This is a genomic window from Micromonospora sp. NPDC049049 (assembly GCF_040649115.1).
Lineage (GTDB): Bacteria > Actinomycetota > Actinomycetes > Mycobacteriales > Micromonosporaceae > Micromonospora.
Genome location: NZ_JBEZEX010000006.1, coordinates 1 through 16470, shown reverse-complemented (window position 1 = coordinate 16470; position 16470 = coordinate 1). Strand labels below are relative to the sequence as shown.

The 16470-nt window shown below is 72.3% G+C and carries 21 protein-coding genes and 1 pseudogene; 4 read left to right on the top strand and 18 right to left on the bottom strand.

What is annotated here, in order from left to right; genetic code table 11:
• Positions 1-38: 38 nt before the first annotated feature.
• The 11 genes from AB0B68_RS08565 to AB0B68_RS08515 form a co-directional block, all read right to left on the bottom strand.
• The gene (locus tag AB0B68_RS08565; protein WP_030327706.1) at positions 39-503 is read right to left on the bottom strand and encodes a bifunctional nuclease family protein; all 465 of its coding nucleotides are present in this window, start codon (positions 501-503) and stop codon (positions 39-41) included.
• A 185-nt stretch (positions 504-688) separates the two neighbouring features.
• Complete coding sequence (locus AB0B68_RS08560; protein ID WP_357206467.1) at positions 689-1390, bottom strand: MerR family transcriptional regulator; 702 nt, start codon at positions 1388-1390, stop codon at positions 689-691.
• Between the two features lie 50 nt (positions 1391-1440).
• On the bottom strand, positions 1441-1893 hold the full coding sequence (locus AB0B68_RS08555) for an FHA domain-containing protein (RefSeq protein WP_007071101.1): 453 nt from the start codon (positions 1891-1893) through the stop codon (positions 1441-1443).
• A gap of 214 nt (positions 1894-2107) precedes the next feature.
• A complete protein-coding gene (gene gcvH, locus AB0B68_RS08550; RefSeq protein WP_091397961.1) occupies positions 2108-2488 on the bottom strand; it encodes a glycine cleavage system protein GcvH in 381 nt (126 codons plus the stop codon).
• A 60-nt stretch (positions 2489-2548) separates the two neighbouring features.
• Positions 2549-3553, bottom strand: coding sequence for a DUF881 domain-containing protein (locus AB0B68_RS08545; RefSeq protein WP_357206465.1), 1005 nt, complete (start codon positions 3551-3553; stop codon positions 2549-2551).
• 11 nt (positions 3554-3564) lie between these two features.
• Positions 3565-3897 carry a small basic family protein gene (locus tag AB0B68_RS08540; RefSeq protein WP_030327710.1) on the bottom strand — a complete coding sequence of 111 codons (333 nt, stop codon included), beginning with the start codon at positions 3895-3897 and terminating at the stop codon, positions 3565-3567.
• Positions 3894-4838 carry a DUF881 domain-containing protein gene (locus tag AB0B68_RS08535; protein ID WP_357206464.1) on the bottom strand — a complete coding sequence of 315 codons (945 nt, stop codon included), beginning with the start codon at positions 4836-4838 and terminating at the stop codon, positions 3894-3896. Before AB0B68_RS08535 ends, AB0B68_RS08540 begins: the two co-directional genes overlap by 4 nt.
• The gene (locus AB0B68_RS08530; RefSeq protein ID WP_355007559.1) at positions 4835-5467 is read right to left on the bottom strand and encodes a CDP-alcohol phosphatidyltransferase family protein; all 633 of its coding nucleotides are present in this window, start codon (positions 5465-5467) and stop codon (positions 4835-4837) included. The genes AB0B68_RS08535 and AB0B68_RS08530 overlap by 4 nt, the downstream gene beginning before the upstream one ends.
• A 294-nt stretch (positions 5468-5761) precedes the next feature.
• Positions 5762-6223, bottom strand: coding sequence for a MarR family transcriptional regulator (locus AB0B68_RS08525; RefSeq protein WP_357206478.1), 462 nt, complete (start codon positions 6221-6223; stop codon positions 5762-5764).
• Positions 6224-6279: 56 nt separating this feature from the next.
• Complete coding sequence (locus AB0B68_RS08520) at positions 6280-7452, bottom strand: PP2C family protein-serine/threonine phosphatase (RefSeq protein ID WP_357258651.1); 1173 nt, start codon at positions 7450-7452, stop codon at positions 6280-6282.
• Between the two features lie 71 nt (positions 7453-7523).
• Positions 7524-8270 carry an SAM-dependent methyltransferase gene (locus tag AB0B68_RS08515; RefSeq protein ID WP_357208370.1) on the bottom strand — a complete coding sequence of 249 codons (747 nt, stop codon included), beginning with the start codon at positions 8268-8270 and terminating at the stop codon, positions 7524-7526.
• Between the two features lie 112 nt (positions 8271-8382).
• Between AB0B68_RS08515 and AB0B68_RS08510 the strand changes: the two genes are divergently transcribed.
• The 3 genes from AB0B68_RS08510 to AB0B68_RS08500 all read left to right on the top strand — a co-directional run bounded on the left by AB0B68_RS08510 (position 8383) and on the right by AB0B68_RS08500 (position 10048).
• Entirely contained in the window at positions 8383-9264 is an 882-nt protein-coding gene (locus AB0B68_RS08510; protein ID WP_357208372.1) for a universal stress protein, read from the top strand.
• 98 nt (positions 9265-9362) lie between these two features.
• Positions 9363-9575 carry a phosphatidylethanolamine-binding protein gene (locus AB0B68_RS08505; RefSeq protein ID WP_088989541.1) on the top strand — a complete coding sequence of 71 codons (213 nt, stop codon included), beginning with the start codon at positions 9363-9365 and terminating at the stop codon, positions 9573-9575.
• Positions 9572-10048 carry a hypothetical protein gene (locus AB0B68_RS08500; RefSeq protein ID WP_357258648.1) on the top strand — a complete coding sequence of 159 codons (477 nt, stop codon included), beginning with the start codon at positions 9572-9574 and terminating at the stop codon, positions 10046-10048. Before AB0B68_RS08505 ends, AB0B68_RS08500 begins: the two co-directional genes overlap by 4 nt.
• 5 nt (positions 10049-10053) lie before the next feature.
• On the opposite strand, the gene AB0B68_RS08495 is transcribed toward AB0B68_RS08500, so the two are convergent.
• The gene (locus tag AB0B68_RS08495) at positions 10054-10257 is read right to left on the bottom strand and encodes a hypothetical protein (RefSeq protein ID WP_355007565.1); all 204 of its coding nucleotides are present in this window, start codon (positions 10255-10257) and stop codon (positions 10054-10056) included.
• Between the two features lie 133 nt (positions 10258-10390).
• Here AB0B68_RS08495 and AB0B68_RS08490 point away from each other — a divergent pair, with 133 nt between their 5' ends.
• Entirely contained in the window at positions 10391-11041 is a 651-nt protein-coding gene (locus tag AB0B68_RS08490) for a hypothetical protein (RefSeq protein WP_357206703.1), read from the top strand.
• A gap of 5 nt (positions 11042-11046) precedes the next feature.
• On the opposite strand, the gene AB0B68_RS08485 is transcribed toward AB0B68_RS08490, so the two are convergent.
• The 6 genes and pseudogenes from AB0B68_RS08485 to selA form a co-directional block, all read right to left on the bottom strand.
• On the bottom strand, positions 11047-11232 hold the full coding sequence (locus tag AB0B68_RS08485) for a hypothetical protein (protein WP_036410487.1): 186 nt from the start codon (positions 11230-11232) through the stop codon (positions 11047-11049).
• Between the two features lie 73 nt (positions 11233-11305).
• Positions 11306-12583, bottom strand: coding sequence for a hemolysin family protein (locus AB0B68_RS08480; RefSeq protein WP_357206705.1), 1278 nt, complete (start codon positions 12581-12583; stop codon positions 11306-11308).
• An 80-nt stretch (positions 12584-12663) separates the two neighbouring features.
• The gene (locus tag AB0B68_RS08475; RefSeq protein ID WP_238669770.1) at positions 12664-12861 is read right to left on the bottom strand and encodes a hypothetical protein; all 198 of its coding nucleotides are present in this window, start codon (positions 12859-12861) and stop codon (positions 12664-12666) included.
• A 58-nt stretch (positions 12862-12919) separates the two neighbouring features.
• The gene (locus AB0B68_RS08470; RefSeq protein ID WP_357206707.1) at positions 12920-13660 is read right to left on the bottom strand and encodes a hypothetical protein; all 741 of its coding nucleotides are present in this window, start codon (positions 13658-13660) and stop codon (positions 12920-12922) included.
• A gap of 53 nt (positions 13661-13713) precedes the next feature.
• Positions 13714-15498: a selenocysteine-specific translation elongation factor gene (gene selB, locus AB0B68_RS08465; protein WP_357206709.1), complete on the bottom strand. Its 1785-nt coding sequence runs from the start codon at positions 15496-15498 to the stop codon at positions 13714-13716.
• Between the two features lie 2 nt (positions 15499-15500).
• A pseudogene (gene selA, locus AB0B68_RS08460) lies at positions 15501-16376 on the bottom strand (L-seryl-tRNA(Sec) selenium transferase); the annotation flags it as partial.
• Positions 16377-16470 lie beyond the last annotated feature (94 nt).

Genomic DNA, 16470 nt, shown 5'->3' with positions numbered 1-16470 from the left:
GCCACCGAGAAAGATCACCAACAGAGCCCAGGCACACCTCAGCCCGCGAAATCCTCCGGACGCACCTGCTCCAGGAACTCGCGGAACTTCTCCACCTCGTCCTCCTGCTCATCAGGGATAACGATCCCCGCCTCGCTGAGGACCTGCTCCGCACAACGAATCGGCGCACCAACCCGCAACGCCAACGCGATCGAATCGCTCGGCCGCGCCGACACCCGCACCCCATCACCGATCAACAGATCAGCGTAGAAGACGTTCTCCTTCAGCTCGGTGATCTCCACCGCCTGCAAGGGCGCCTTCAACGCCGCCAACACGTCCCGCAGAAGGTCATGCGTCAACGGCCGGGCCGGCTTGACCCCCTGCTGCTCATAAGCGATAGCCGTCGCCTCGACCGCGCCGATCCAGATCGGCAGATAGCGGTCCCCCTCGACCTCCCTGAGCAGGACGATCGGCTGGTTGCTGGGCAGCTCCACCCGAACTCCGACCACGCTCAGCTCGCGCACCGCCGCCTCCGTGTCGTTGTCACCTACGCCGCACCGCGCCTTTCCCTGCACGGTACACGGACCGCAACACGGCCGTCCCATGCGCTACAGCACCACGTCCGCGCCGAAAAGGGGTTACCCCGGCAAGCCTACGGCACGCTTCCCGGAAGAGATCTTTCCGCTCAGCCGCCACCCACCGGGCACCCTCACCGACCCAACGTCGACCGCAGCCCCACCCGCACCAACGCCGCGTGCAACTGCTCCGACAACGCCACCAACTCCCGCGCCGTCTCCGCCGCCCGCGCCCGCGCCGCCGGATCACTCTGCCGCGCCAACGGCGCCACCAACTGCGCGAACAAACCGACCTCCCGGTCCGCCGCCGTCCGATAACCCCGCAGGTGCCGCGGCTCCAACCCGTACGCCGCCAACCCCGCCACCGCCGACGCGATGATCAGAGCATCAGCGTCATACCAACCCGGCGGATCCGACACCAGCACACCGAGCCGCTCCAACTCCACCAACGTCGACTCGTCGATCCCACTGCGCGCCACCAGATCCGACCGGCCGAGCCGCACCTGCGACGACTCGGCCGGCTCCGCGAACTCACGACCCGGCACCGCACCATCAGGACCAACCGCAACCAACGCCGGCCGCGACCGCTCCGGCTGCTCACCGGACGAATCCCACTGGGCCAACTGCTCCCGAATCACCCGCAACGGCAGGTACCTGTCCCGCTGCGCGGTCAACACGAACCGCAACCGCGCCACATCGTCCCAGCTGTACTTCCGGTAACCCGCCGCCGTCCGCTGCGGCTCGACCAAACCCTCGGCCTCAAGAAACCGCAGCTTCGAAATCGTGGTATCCGGAAAATCCACCCGCAACTGCCCAAGCACCTCACCGATGCTCATCAGCGGCTCAGACCGAGCCGCCCCGGGTGACATGGAGGCCGCAGGCTCGTTCACCCCCGGCCGGCCTCCTCCTCCGGGCGCGGACCGGCGATGAACACCACCCGGAACTTACCGATCTGAACCTCGTCACCATTGCTCAACGTGGCCGCCTCGACCCGCTCACGATTGACGTACGTGCCATTCAGGCTACCCACGTCCCGCACCGTGAACGTCCCACCATCACGGTGGAACTCCGCGTGCCGACGCGACACCGTCACGTCATCCAGGAAGATGTCACTGTCCGGGTGCCGGCCACTGGTCGTCACATCGTGGTCCAACAAGAACCGGGCACCCGCATTCGGGCCTCGACGAACCACCAGCAGCGCCATACCCGGCGGCAACGAACCGGACATCCGGCTCGGCACCACATCGGTATCCGGCCCCTCCAGCACTTCGTCGAGCGAACCGAGATTGAGCGTCGAAGTGACGTCGAGTGGGGGGAACTCGTCGTCTGGCCGCGTCATGGGACCACCTCACGGATCTGTTCGGTCGGCGTCGGGTAATGGCGGGTCTGGCCGCCGGGCACTTGAACACCCGGCGGCTGGCTCCCCGTGCCCGGGAAGGCAATTCCGCAACGCTCAACTATTGGGTTCTCGGTCGACTGGGCGAGCCTAGCCAGCGCCGAAATGCAGGGCAACCGGACGCGCGCAGACATGCCGCGCACCGGATCAAGCACACTCAGCCTTCGGTGATCTTCTGATACGCGGCCGCCGTCAGCAACCCATCCGTCGCAGTCGGATCGTTCGGCGTGATCTCCACCAACCAACCCTCACCGTACGGATCAGTGTTGATCAGCTCAGGCGTGTCAGCCAACGCATCGTTGCGCGCCGCCACCGTACCGGCCACCGGCGCGTAGATCTCCGACACGCTCTTGGTCGACTCGATCTCACCCAACGAGTCACCGGCCGCGACCACCGCACCCGCCTCGGGCAACTGCACGTACACGATGTCACCGAGCGCGTCCTGCGCGAAGTGGGTGATGCCGACCCGGACCGAAGCCGTGCCGTCACCCGCCACCCACTCATGCTCGGCGGTGTATCGCAGATCCTCGGGAATCACCAGACGCGTCCTTCATCCATCGGTGCCCCGGACCACCCGGGTCCGGCGCGGCCGCGCCGGTCAGGAGACCGGACGGGCGTGTTCCAACTTGATCGGCACGTGCAGCGCCGAAACCTCGGCAACCTCACGCTCCCCAAACGTCACGTTACCGCCGTCACCCCGGACCGACGCCACCACCCCACCAGGAATGTTCAACGCCGTACGCATCGTCGCCGGATCACCGATCACCGTGATCGTGTACGGCCCCGACAACCGACGCCCCTCCACGATCAACGACGCGTTGTTCTCCCCATCGAGGAAGTACGTCGACGCGATGATCCGCACCGTCGCCCGATCCCCACCGGAAATCTGCATCGCCTCAGCGCCCGCACCACGCAGCTCCTGCACCGCGTCCAACACCCGGTTCGCCGAAATCGGCTTCACACCGCCGTCGAACTGCACAGTCAACCCCGGACCCACAGCCGGCAACGTCCCCGCCAGGATGCCCAACTCGTCCGCCCGCCGCGTCGCCTCATCCAACGCCGCCTGACGACCCTGCTCACCCGAGCGCAACTGCCGCTGACTGTCCTCCAGAGCCCGGATGTCCTGCTGCAGGCGATTCTCCCGCGCATCCAGATCCGACAGAATCCGGACCAGGTCCTCCTGACGGGTGGCACCCAGAGTCGGGTCCGTCGACGTCGTCTTCAACTGCACGACCAACGTGAACCCCAGCAACGCCAACAACGCGGCGATCATCACCCCGGCCGCACTCCACCGCGACCGACCAGCCACCACCGGCGCCGCCGACTCCCCCACCGGCTCCGCCAACCCGTCGGAACCCGCAACCGGCTGCTCCCCCGACCGCGACACCGCGCTCAGGTCCACCGTCGCACCATCGTCGACCGGCTCCACACCCGGCTCCGCCACAGGCTCGTCATCCGCCGGCGCCTGCGGCGCCAACGGGCTCAACTCATCCGGATCCGGCGCATCCGGCCGCGGATCCGGCTCACCGGCCGGCCCACCCGGCCGCACCGGACCCGCCGGCTGCGGCCACCCGGTCCCCGTGTCGGTCTGCTCGTCACTCATCGCAACCCAACCTACGCCCGGAACAGGTGCCGACGGATCGCCGCCACGTTGCCGAAGATACGCACCCCCAACACAACGACCACACCGGTGGACAACTGCCCACCCACCCCCAACTGGTCACCCAGATACACGATCAGACCAGCCACCAGCACATTCGAAATGAACGACACCACGAACTGCTTGTCGTCGAAGATGCGGTCCAACCGGGCCCGCACCCCACCGAACACCGCGTCCAACGCGGCCACCACCGCGATCGGCAGGTACGGCTGCAACGCCGCCGGCACCGTGGGATCAAGCCACACGCCCAGCACCACACCGGCGAGCAACGCCAACACCGCGATCATCGGCCACCTCCGGAGGGGCTAACAGTCGTCCCCGGACCGGACGACCCGGGACTGCCGGAACGGACACCCGACGCGGAAGGGCTCGGACTGACCGACGGCTTGGCGTAGCGTAGCTGCGGCTCCGGCGCCGCCGGCAGGGTGAGGTCATCCGCCTCCCGCACACCGAACGACAACCCCGTCCCCTGCGCGACCTTCCGCATCAGCGCCGCGTTCCGACTGTCCTCGAACTTGCGCCGCATCGAACCCGGCCCAATCGCCGACACCTCGTACGGCCCGGTCACCGGCCGGAAATCCACGAGCATCGCCTCACCCGCCGACCGGATCGTCGACGTCGACGTCAACCGCTGCCCGTTGATGGCGATCGCCTCCGCGCCAGCACTCCACAACGCGTTCGCCACACCCTGCAGGTCGCTGTAGAGCACCCGCGGCGGCCCCGCGCCGGCACCGGTGACCGCATCAGCCTTGTCCGGCGCGTCCGCCAACCGCACCACCACACCGTCACCGCGCACCCGGCCCAACCCGGTGCTCGCCTCCAGGTTGCGCAACCGGGCGGCGGCCGAACCGGTCAACGCCGCGTCCCGCTGCCGACTGACCTCCTCGCGCAGCTGATCCGCCTGCGTGGACAACCGGTCGGTCTGGCTCTCCCGCTCCTTGATCTGCGCCACCAGACCCGAACGCGCCTGGCTGCGCCCCGGCTCGTCCGCCATCGTCTGCCGGTACGCGACCGCGAACAGGAAACCGAGCATCACCACCACGACCAGGCTCACCGACCGTGCCGGCAAGGCCCGCCATCCGCTCGCCGGAGCGGACTCCGCCGAGCGCCGACGGGCGGCAGCCGCGTCCGCGTACCCCGGATCCAGCGGGTTGCGGAACAGCTCGGTCAGGAAGTCCGGCGCGTACACCCGGTCCTGGCCGGGTTTTCCCAGCCGAGGCGCGCTCACGCCGCCGCTCCCGGACCGCGCGCCGCGCGCACCAGCCGGGCCGCCTGCACGACGTACATCGCGCCGGCCACCCAGTACAGCACCAGCCCCCACCAGGCCAACGCCCAGCCGATGGCGCTCGCCGCCGTCGCCACGTCGGTGGCCGCGCTGGCCAACAGCAGCACCGGGAACGCCGCGAGCAGCAGGAACGTGGCGGTCTTGCCCACGTAGTGCACCGGCGGCGGACCGTACCCGTAGCGACGCAGCACCGCCAGCGAGGCCAGCAGGAGCACCTCACGGGCCAGCAGCGCCGCGGTGAACTGCCACGGCACCACCTCCCGCGCGGTGAAGGCGATCAGGGTGGCGAGGATGTAGAGCCGGTCGGCGAGTGGGTCGAGCAACTCGCCCAGGCGGCTGACCTGGTGAAGGCGGCGGGCGATCCAGCCGTCGACCCAGTCGGTGGTGCCCCCGATGGCCAGCACCACGACCGCCGCCACGTCGGCCCGCGCCACCAGGAACAGGTAGAGGAAGAGCGGCACGCCCAGCAGCCGCCCGAAGCTGATCAGGTTGGGCAGGGTGAGGACCTGGTTGCCGGGAGTCTCGTCACCGGTGTCCCGCGGTTGCTCTGCCCGAGCCGGCCGACGCGACACCGATCCTCCTCCACGGCACGCGGGCCCCCGGCCGGCGCCGGGCGCGGCTGAGGGTCGTACGCGCTGTCGGGCCGACCAGCGCCGGCTCTCCCCTGCGGCCCCGGGCGGGGCCCCTTGCCCTGATACGGCCCGCGATCTCGATGATCGCGGGCCGGGTAGGTGCGCTGCCACTATATCGGGCTTCCTCTCGCTGGCCGGCCGCTGCCGTGGCCTGCCGGTGCGGCGGTGTTTCACTGTGGCGTGGATCACCACGCGTAGAGCGTCCTAGGATACTAGTGGAAGAGCGGTTGGTGCTCAGGCCGTCTGGACGGCGGGATCGGCCTGCTGCTCGGGCACCGACGTCGCCGCCCGAGCGAACCCGGCCAGCGCCAGCAACAGCTCGTGCTGCATCCGCGCCGGCATCCGGTCCAGCACCGCCTGCACCGCGCGCTGACGCCGCTCGGCCAACTCCCCCAACAGGGTCAGCGCCGCAGGCGTCGGCACCAACCGCACCTCACGCCGGTCACGCGGATCGGCCACCCGACGCAACAGCCCGGTCGCCTCCAACCGGTCGCACAGGCGGCTCGCCGACGAGGGCACCACGTCCAGCAGCTCCGCCAACCCGTTGACGTTGGTCTCCGGACGACCGCTGATCAGCAAGAGCACCCTCAGCTGGGTGGGCGGCACCTGGTGCCGCGACCCGGCCGACTCCAGCACGGCGATCAGCGTCTCGGCGGCCGTGGTGATCGCCGCGGCGAGATCCGCAGGTCGCTCCACCTGATGTCCCCTGCCGTTGTCGCGCTGGTGCCCGCCCGGCAATGCGGCGGCGAAACTCACGCCATGCTCCGCTCGCGTGGCCCGTGCCAGTCCAGACAGACCACGACGGCGTCGTCACGCAGATCGGAATCGGCGTGATAGGCGTGTAGCTCGCGCATCACCGTACCAACCGCCTCGGCCGGCGGCTGCAACCGCGTGGCGCGCAGGGACCGTGCCATCACCCGCTGCCCGTACGGCTCCTGGCCCGGCGGCTCGGCGGCCCACACCCCGTCGCTGACGACGAAGAGCCGGTCACCGGGGGCGAGTTGCATCTCCTGAAGCTCGTAGCGGGTCTCGGCGAACATGCCCAGCGGCAGCTGCTGATCAAGTTTCATCGGCTCGACAGTGGACCCGCGCATCCGCAACAGGTGGGGCGAGCCCGCGTCGACGGCCCGCACCCGGCCGAGGCGAGTGTCCACCTCAAGCAGCAGGGTGGCCACGTACCGGGCGCCCCGGTGTTGGTAGAAGACCGTGTCCGAGGCCAGCTCGGCCTGCTCCACCAGGCCGCCACCGGAGCGACGCGCGTTGCGCATCGCGTTGACAGTGACGGCTGTCAACAGCGACGCCGCCAGGCCGTTGCCCTCGCCGTTGAGCACCGTCACGGTGAGACGGTCGCCGTCCAGCGACCAGTCGAAGTGGTCGCCACCCACCGTGTACGCCGGTTCGAGCTGGCCGGCCAGCTCGAACGCGTGGTGGGACACACCACGACCGGGCAGCAGATCCCACTGCATTTCGGCGGCCATCGTCAGTCGCTCCCGACGGCGGGCCCGCCGGTAGCGGTCGGTCTCCCGGTCCGCCGCGCGCATCGCCACCGCCAGAGCGGCGGCGATGTCCGTCGCCCGACCGGTGACCGCCGCGTTCGGTACGGCCGGCAGCTCGATCAGCAGCACACCCAGCCGCTCGCCCCACACGGTCAACGGCAGGTAGAGCCGGCAGGGGCCCTCACCGTCGCGGACCGGCTGCTGGCTGCTGAAGCAGCGTTGCGCCATGGTGTGGCAGGCCAGGAAACCGGCCGCCGGCAGGTCCGGATCCAGCACCGGCCACAGGCCGCTGATCCGGTAGTCGGCGACGAAGACGTCGGTGCGCAGCGCGCCCATCGCGGACCGGATCGCCCGGTCCGCCGCCTCCGCCAACTGGTCGGGCGGAGCCTCGCGCAACGCGCGCGACACCACGTCCGGCGCGTCTACCATCGTCGACCTCCCCCGAAGCTTGCTGTAGGGCAAGCATCATACGGACGTCACCGGACGGGTGATCGGCGCGGTCAGTCACCCGCGCGGGTCGCGAGCACACCGTGGAACGCGTCGGGCACCTCGGCCAGCGGGCCTTCCGGGCGCCACTCGGCAACCGGGACGATCCCGTCCGCCGTCGGCGCCCACCGACCCAGCAGGGGCGCGAACGCCGCCGGTGGACGCATCCGGAACTGCGGCCCCATCATGGCCAGCGCCTGCGGGTGACCGGCCAGCTCCTCGGTGTCGAAGTCCACAGCGAGCAGGCTGCCCGGCGCCGCGGCAGCGTACAGCTCGTCGAGGGTTCGGGTCAGCGTGGCGTCGTCGAGGAACGCGGCCAACCCCAGGAAGACCACTCCGACCGGCCGCCGACCCCACCCCGGCACGAAACGGTGCAGCTGCGCCGGGTCGACGGTGCCGATGTCGGTCGCGTCGCCGAAGCCGTAGCCGGCCCGGTCGCTGCCGGCGAGGATGCTCTGTCCCAGTCGGATGGTGACCGGGTCGACGTCGGTGTAGAGCACCGTCGCGTCGGCGGCGACCTCGTGCACGTTGCCCATCGTCGGCACCCCGGCGCCGAACACCAGGAACCCGTCCACGCCGTGGGCGGCCATGGCCCGCACCGCCCGGCCCAGGAACGCCCGCAGCTCGCGGAACACCGGCGCGCACGGCCCGTACGCCTGCTCGAACGCGTTCGCGGCGGCCACGTCCACGGGGAAGTGGTGCTGCCCGCCGAGCCAAAAGTCGATCATGCGAGCGGTGCTCGGCTGGTCCGGTTCACCCATCGGCGGCGCTCCCTCCCCGGTCGCCGCCAGCGTACCGACCGGGACGCGCTCGGCGGTATCGCGACGCGGGGGCGTCCGGGCCCGCGATACTGGCCGCGAGCGGAGGTGGGCCGTGAACTCGGCGAACAACGCGGCGGTGGTGGTCGGCGTCGACGGCTCGGAGTCGGCGCTGCGCGCCGTGCGCCTCGCCGCCGCCGAGGCGGCCCGCCGGCACCGACCACTGCGGGTCGTGCACGGCTTCATCTGGCCGCTGCTGCACGTACCCGTCTCCCCCGCCCCGGACGCGCCGCCCGGCGGTGGCCTGCGCCACCGGGCCGAGGAACTCATCCAGGCCGCGGTCCGCGAGGCGGAGGCGACAGTGCCCGGGTTGACGATCTCCGGCGAGATCATCGACGGAGAGGCTTCCGCGGTGCTGGTGGGCGAGTCCCCCACCGCCGCGCTCATCGTGCTCGGCGATCGCGGGCTGGGTGGGTTCTCCGCGCTGCTGGTCGGCTCGGTCGCGGTGCAGGTCGCCGCGTACGCCGACTGCCCGGTGCTGGTCGCGCGCGGCACGCAACGCCCCGACGAGCCGGTCCTGGTCGCCGTGGACGGCTCGGACGCCTCCCGGCTGGCGGCGGGCTTCGCCGCCGAGACCGCAGTGTCACTCGGCGTGCCGCTGATGGCGGTGCACGCCTACCGCCATCCCGGCAGCAGCGGCCCGGGCGACATGCAACCCCTGGTGTACGACGAGGCGCGGTTGCGCGGCGAGCAGGAACGGATGCTCGCCGGGTGGCTGACCGGGCTCACCGAGGCCCACCAGGGTCTGCGGTTGACCTGCCAGGTGGCGCACGGCCGACCCGGCACTGTGCTCGCCGAGGCGTCCCGCTCCGCCCAACTGGCGGTCGTCGGTGGGCGCGGGCGCGGCGAGGTGACCGGGTTGCTGCTGGGGTCGGTGAGCCAGTCGATGCTGCACCACGCGCAGTGCCCGGTGGTCGTGGTCCGCGCGCCCCGTTAGTGCGCCGGGGTTGGTCCGCCGCCAGACGGGTAGACGGCCGCGGTACGCCCAGCGACGGCGGGCAGCACCAGGTGCCCAGACCGACGAAGGAGGCACAGATGCCAGGACCACGGCCGGGCAGTAACGCGTACGACAAGCAGCGCGCGCGGTTGCGTAACGCGATCGACGACTCCGGACGCCGAGTACCCGACGGCAAGGCCAACCAGGTCGCGAACAGGATCCTCCAGGAGGATCGCGGTCAACGAGGCGTGGTGCGCGGCGACCGGACGTACGGCCCGAAGAGCGAGCGCGAACCGGGCGACCCGAAGTGAGGACGGTCGACGTGGCCGACGGCGCGATCGCAGGCGCCGTCGGCAGCACCGCGCTGAACGTGGTCAGCTACCTGGACATGGCACTTCGGGGACGGCCCGAGAGCGACGTCCCCCAGGAGACCGTCGACCGGCTGGCCGGGATCGCGCACGTCGACCTGGGAAACGGGGCCCGGGCGGCCAACCGCCGCTCGGGCCTCGGGCCGCTGATCGGTTACGGGTTGGGCGTCGCCGCGGGCGTCGGGTTCGCGCTCTACGCCGGTGGTCGACGTCAGCCGTTGCCGGTGGCCACCGGTCTGCTCGGCGCGGGCGTCATGACCATGACCGACGGGTCGATCACCGTGCTCGGGATCAGCGACCCGCGTACGTGGCGCCGCTCCGACTGGATCTCCGACATCATCCCGCACCTCGCGTACGGGCTGGCGGCCGCCGCCACCTGGAACAGGTTGCGACGGCCGCCAGGCCGCGGTCGCTAGGTCCGTCAGCGGGTGTCGCTGTCGTCCTCGGCCACCGGCTCACCGGCCGGGCCGTACGGCGACACCTGCCCCTTGGGCACCGGACGACCGGCGTCGCCGCGCGACGAGCCGCGGTTGGCCGGATGCCCGCCCGGGGCGGGGCCCTTGTTGTCCTGGCTGGTGGCGCCCAGTGCGTTGCGGCGCAACTCCTGCTGCTGCGGGTTCGTCACGGGGTGTCTCCCTCCGGTACGGCAGGCGGCAGAAGCCGCCTCCACCGTCGGCATACCCGCCCGCCCCGATGGCATTCCGGCCTCGGCCGGCGGTGCGACGGCTAGCCGCTCCTCAAGTGGGTAACCCGACCGGGTGGGCAATGATCGACGTGTGGTGCGGGTGTTGCTCGACCGGCGTGGCCGCACGTACGCGGAGGAGGCCGGCATCCGGCTTGCCGACCGGCCGGGGCCGCTGTACCAGCTGCTGGTGCTGACCACGCTGCTGAGCACCCGGATCCGCGCGTGCGTGGCGGTGGACGCGGCGCGGGAACTGTTCGCCGCCGGCTACCGCACCCCACAGGCGATGGAGGCGGCCAGTTGGCAGGAGCGCGTCGACGCGTTGGGCCGGGGCCACTACCGCCGCTACGACGAGCGGACCGCCACCATGCTCGGCACCGGCGCCCGGCTGTGCCTGGACCGTTGGCACGGTGACCTGCGACGCCTGCACCGGGAGGCCCAGGGCGACCCGGCCGGGCTGCGGCGGCGGCTCACCGAGTTCCCCGGCATCGGCCCCACGGGCGCGGACATCTACCTGCGCGAGGCACAGACGGTCTGGTCGGACGTGCGCCCGTACGCCGACCGTCGGGCCCTGGCCGGGGCGAAGCGGTTGGGCCTGCCGGGGTCCCCGGACCGACTCGCCGGTCTCGTCGACGAACCGGACTTCGGCCGGCTCGCGTCAGCGCTGGTACGGGTGGCGCTGGGTGAGGAGTCCGCCGGTGAGGTCACCCGTGTCGCCGCCCGTTGAGGCGCTCACTTGACCGTCTTGTCCCCCGGCCGTGTCAGGTGCCACACCAGCAACGCGGCGAGCAGCGCCAGGACCACCACCCCGCCGGAGATGCCACGGCCCTCCTCGGGGCTGCGGCCGGCGCTGCCGAAGTAGATCACCGCGAGGCCGGCCAGCACCGTGACGAACGTACGCAACCCTCGGTCCTTCACGTCTGGCACCGTAGGCGTACCGCGTTTCCCGTCTTGTCGATTTGGACCTTTTGTCAGCCTTCTGGGTGAACACTCAGCGCTCGGTGACGAACCCGCAGAGGCGTACCCGGCGCACCGCACGGTCGGCGACCTCCACCACCTGCAGGGTCAGACCGGGCAGCCGCACCGTCTCACCCGGGGATTCCGGCAGGTGCCGCAGTCGGGCCAGCACCAGACCAGCCACTGTCGTGTAGTCCCGGGACAACGGGAAGCTCAACCGCACCCCCAGGTCGGGCAGGTCGTGCAGCGGGAAGTCACCGGGCACCAGCAGGGACCCGTCCGATTCCCGGACCACCCCGCGCACGTCCCGGTCGGTCTCGTCGTACAACTCACCGACCACCTCGGCCAGAAGGTCCTCCATGGTGATCATGCCGTCGATGCCCCCGTGCTCGTCGACGACCAGGGCCAGTTGCTGATGCTCCTGGCGCAGCTGACGCATCGCGTCGGCGACCGGCAGGGTCACCGGCAGCAGCAGCGGCGCCTGGACCCGCTCACCCACTTCAGCGGTGCCGGCCCGCACCAGGTCGCGGATGTGCACCACCCCGAGCACCTCGTCCAGGCCGCCGGGGCCGGTGACGGGAGCGCGGGACCGTCCGGCGGCGGCGAGCCGCCGGACGCCCTCGTCCGCGGCCAGATCGGCGGGCAGCGTCGTCACCTCCCGCCGGGCGACCAGGATCTCCCGCAGCGTCCGGCCGGCGATGTCGAACGCGCCGGTCAGGATCTCCCGCTGCTGGGCCGACAGACCGCGCTGGCTGGCCAGCATCTCCCGCAACTCCTCCTCGGTCATCTCCTCCCGGTTGGCCCGCGGGTCACCACCGGCGAGCCGCACGACCGCGTCGGTGGCCCGGCTGAGCAGCCACACCGCCGGCCGGGACACCCGAGCCAACAGATCCAACGGGCCGGCGCTCAGCAACGCCCAACGCTCAGCCCGCTGCATGGCCAGCCGCTTCGGGGCCAACTCACCGAGCACCAGCGTGACGAACGTCAGCAGCACGGTCACCAGCAGCACCGCGGCGGGACGCGCCGCCGCGCCGAGGAAACCCAACGGCCCGACCAGCGGAGAGGCCAACGACACCGCAGCCGCCGCCGAGGCCAGGAACCCCGCCAGGGTGATGCCGAGCTGAATCGTGGCCAGGTAGCGGTTCGGGTCGCGGGACAGCTGCACCAACCGGTCACCGGCGCGGCTTCGCCGGCCCAGCCGCCGCAACTGCCCCTCCCGCAGGGTCACCAGCGCCATCTCGCTGCCGGAGAGCGCGGCGTTGACCAGCACCAGCACGGCCACCAACGCCAACTGCCCGAGCTGACTGCCCATCGCGTGCCCCCGTCCGCCGCCTGAGGTCACTCAACCGCAGCGGGGCGCGGCGTGGGCGGTGTTTGCGACCGCGCCCCCGCTCAGTCGACCTCCAGGTCGTCCAGCGAGATGGCGTGGGTCATCAGCCAGCGGGCCAGGGCCGACATGCCGAACAGCCACAGCGGCACCGACTCGGTGGGGCCGTTGGTGGCGTAGATGGCGAAACGGAGATCCGGCGCCCGGTACGCCTCGATCCGCCACTTGTGCTGCCGGTCCCGCCAGACCGCCGAAGGGTCCATGGCGTCACCGTAGGTGACCAACGTCGGCCGGGTGGCCGGTTGGCCCAGCAACCGCCGCTCAGCCCGGCACCACCGTCGTCCCGAACACGATGCGGGCAACGGACACCAGGAGGCTGATGCCGACCGCGGCGAGGATCAGCCAGCCGAACCCACGCCACCCCGAGCCCCGGTCAGGCACCGGCACCGGCGGTGGTCTCCACAGCTCCCGGTAGGTCCAGGCCAGCACACCTGTCCCGAACGGCAGGAGGCCGACCCAGAACCAGAACCACCGGGTGCCGACCAGCGGCGGCGCGCCACCGATCAAGCGCCCCAGCCAGAGCACGGTCAGCACACCGGCGAGCAGAGCCGCGGCGTTCCCGATCGGGTGCGCGGTGCCGCCCCCGGCCTGCCCCGAACCGTCGACTGCGGCACGCCGCGCGTCCCACCCGGTGCTCGCCGACGAGTCCGGCCCGACGGGGGACGAGTCCGAGGCCAACGGCGCCCCAGCGGCGTACCGGTTCTGGCCGTTCGACACGGTCCAGGTCAGCATCCCCCCGTCGGCCGCGTACTGCACACGCGGCCGGCTCCCCCAGTAGGCGCCGTCGTCGGCCCAGCCGTACGCCCGCTGGTAGCTCACCACCCGGCCGGCCGCGAGATCCCGGTCGAGCTGGGCCTCGGTCGACGCGCGGGGCTCGACCCACCACGCCAGACCGGCCCACAGCACCCACAGCACCGGCAGCCCCCAGCGCAGCGCCACCGAGACGATCTCCCGCCAGCGGCCACCGAACGGCCGCGCCCGGGACGCCATCACCTCGACCATCAGCCCACCGTCGCATTCCCACGCCACCCTGTCAGCCCCGCAAGGGCGCGCGTTCAGGTGACGACGATCCGGGCGTCGTCGGGCAGCCGGCGGGTCGCGCCCCGCCGGTCCAGCAGTTCCAGCAGGGGCACCGCCACTCGGCGGGTGGTGTCCAACGCCTGCCGGGCAGCGGAGAGGGTGAACGGCTGCGGCAACCCGGCCAACACCCGGACCGCGTCGTCGAGCGCGTCGGGCAGCAGCACCACGTTGTCGGCCAGACGCAGCAGAGCCCCGGCCCGCACCGCGGCGCCGATCTCCCGAGGTCCCAGACCGAGGTCGACGAGGCGGTCCGCTTCGGGGGCGCGGAACGGCCGGTCGCCATACTCGGCGCGGACCCGGCTCACGGCCAGGGCCACCGGTTCGGGCAGCGCGTTGGCGTTCGCCGCCCCAACCCGACCGGCGTGGATCCGCAGCGGCGGCCGGACCAGCGCCTCGACCAGCACCCGGTCGGGCAGGGCGAGGCGCTGACGCAGGGCGTCCACCGGCATTCCGGGCTCCAACGGGTGCTCCCGCGCGTGCCGGGCGACCTCCTCGGTCAGCCGCTCGCCGAGCTGCCGCCAGTGTGCGGGGTCGGCCAGCCAGTCACCGGCCACCGGCGCCGCCCACGCCGGGCTGTCCCGCCCCGGCCCGGTAGGCACCGGCACACCCATCCGGATCAACGCGCCGGCCCGGATCAGTCGGCGACGGCGCAGCTCCCCCGCCAGGTCGGGTCGACCGTCCAACTCGGCGAGGACCTGCGAGCGGGCGGCGGCCGCCCCCCGTCGGCCCAGCGGTGGCGGCGCCACGTCCAGCACCCGCACCCCGCCGCTGACGTGGTGGCGGCCCGGGTCCCGCAGCAGCGCCCGGTCACCCACCAGCAACGGCAGCGGGCGGGCCAGCCGCAGCCGGACGGTGTCCGGGCCGAGCGGGCGCACCCGTACCGGCACCGCCGCCGACCCGACGTGCAGGGTGAGGGTGGCTGGCAGGTCGCCGGCCGGGTCGCCGGCGAGCCGGACATCGATGAGGTCGGTGTGGTGAAACCGGCCCGGGGTGAGCAGCGCGTCGCCCCGGCCGAGCCGGTCGCGGGGCGTACCCCGCAGGTTGACCGCGACCCGGGCGACCGCCGCCGCCTCCGGGCGGGCCTCGCCCAGGCAGTGCAGGCCGCGGACCCGGACCGGTTCGTCGGTGCCGGCCAGCTCCAGTTCGTCGCCGACCCGCAGCCGGCCGCCCCCGAGGGTCCCGGTGACGACTGTGCCGCTGCCCCGCACCGTGAAGCTGCGGTCCACCCAGAGCCGGACCGGGTCGTCCACGACCGGCGCGGGCAACTGGGCGGCGAGGCGGTCCAGGGCGGCCCGCAGCTCCGGCAGGCCGGCGCCGGTCAGGCCGCTGACCGCCACCGCCGGCACCGCGCCGAGGCTGGTCGCGGCGATCTCGGCGCGGGCGCGGGCCGTCGCCGGCCCCGGATCGGCCAGGTCCGCGCGGGTCACCGCGAGCAGGCCGTACGCGACGCCGAGCGCGTCGAGCGCGGCCAGGTGCTCGGCGGACTGCGGCATCCAGCCCTCGTCGGCGGCCACCACGATCAGCGCTGCCGGGACCGGGCCGACCCCGGCGAGCATGTTCGGCACGAACCGCTCGTGCCCGGGTACGTCGACGAAGGCGACGGTGCCGCCGGACGGCAGCGTCGTCCAGGCGAAACCCAGGTCAATGGTCATCCCCCGGCGGCGTTCCTCGGCCCACCGGTCGGGTTCCATCCCGGTCAACGCCCGGACCAGTGTCGACTTGCCGTGGTCGACGTGCCCGGCGGTCGCGACGACGAACACGTTCAGTCGTCCCCGGGTACGCGCAGCACCGCCGCGCGGACAGTGTCGTCGGCGTCGGCGGGCACACAGCGCAGGTCGAGCAGGAGCCGCCCGTGCACCACCCGCCCGAGGACCGGCGGGTTTCCGGTGCGCAGCGGGAACGCGTACCGCTCGGGCAGGCTCAACGCCCACGAGTCCAACTCCACGCCGGGGGCGCCGCCCCCGCCGACCACCGCGACGGCCGGCACCACCTCCGCCTTGCGGCCGTCCGCGCCGAGGCGGTCCCGCAGGCGCTCCACCCGTTCCCGCAGAGTGCCCGGCTCGGCGTGCAGCGCCGCGTAAGTCGGTGTGTGCGGTTGTTGCAGGGTGGCGGCGAGCGCGGCCACTGTGAGCTTGTCCACCCGCAGCGCCCGGGCCAGCGGGTGACGTCGCAGCCGCTCGACCACCTCGACGTCACCGAGCAGCAGCCCGGCCTGCGGCCCACCGAGCAGCTTGTCGCCGCTGGCGGTGACCAGCGTGGCGCCCGCTCGCAGGGTGCTGGCCGCGTCCGGTTCGTCGGGCAGCAGCGGGTCCGCGCCGAGCAGCCCGGAGCCGATGTCCGCGACCACCGGCACCCCGAGCGTGGCCAGTTGCCGTACCCCGACGGCGGAGGTGAAGCCGGTGATCCGGAAGTTCGACGGGTGCACCTTGAGCACGAAACCGGTCTGCGGGCCGAGCGCTGCGGCGTAGTCCGCGACTGTGGTGCGGTTGGTGGTGCCCACCTCGCGCAGCCGCGCGCCGGTGCTCTCCAGCAGGTCTGGCAGGCGGAAACCGTCGCCGATCTCGACCAGTTCGCCCCTGCTGACCACGATCTCCCGGCCGGCGGCCAACGCGGTGGCGGTCAGCACCAGCGCGGCGGCGACGGCATCGAGCGGGCCGACTCGGTGACCGTTGACTTCCACAAGTCGTTCTTCCAGCCGGTCAGCTCCAGCGCGCTGCTGGTCCGCGACCGGC

Coding starts and splice junctions, on each gene's coding strand:
- AB0B68_RS08555 (WP_007071101.1), bottom strand. CDS start 1,893: ATGACGCGGCCAGACGACGAGTTCCCCCCACTCGACGTCACTTCGACG.
- AB0B68_RS08470 (WP_357206707.1), bottom strand. CDS start 13,660: ATGGTCGAGGTGATGGCGTCCCGGGCGCGGCCGTTCGGTGGCCGCTGG.
- AB0B68_RS08520 (WP_357258651.1), bottom strand. CDS start 7,452: ATGGTAGACGCGCCGGACGTGGTGTCGCGCGCGTTGCGCGAGGCTCCG.
- AB0B68_RS08545 (WP_357206465.1), bottom strand. CDS start 3,553: ATGAGTGACGAGCAGACCGACACGGGGACCGGGTGGCCGCAGCCGGCG.
- AB0B68_RS08480 (WP_357206705.1), bottom strand. CDS start 12,583: ATGGGCAGTCAGCTCGGGCAGTTGGCGTTGGTGGCCGTGCTGGTGCTG.
- AB0B68_RS08515 (WP_357208370.1), bottom strand. CDS start 8,270: ATGGGTGAACCGGACCAGCCGAGCACCGCTCGCATGATCGACTTTTGG.
- AB0B68_RS08540 (WP_030327710.1), bottom strand. CDS start 3,897: ATGATCGCGGTGTTGGCGTTGCTCGCCGGTGTGGTGCTGGGCGTGTGG.
- AB0B68_RS08505 (WP_088989541.1), top strand. CDS start 9,363: ATGCCAGGACCACGGCCGGGCAGTAACGCGTACGACAAGCAGCGCGCG.
- AB0B68_RS08475 (WP_238669770.1), bottom strand. CDS start 12,861: ATGGACCCTTCGGCGGTCTGGCGGGACCGGCAGCACAAGTGGCGGATC.
- AB0B68_RS08560 (WP_357206467.1), bottom strand. CDS start 1,390: ATGAGCATCGGTGAGGTGCTTGGGCAGTTGCGGGTGGATTTTCCGGAT.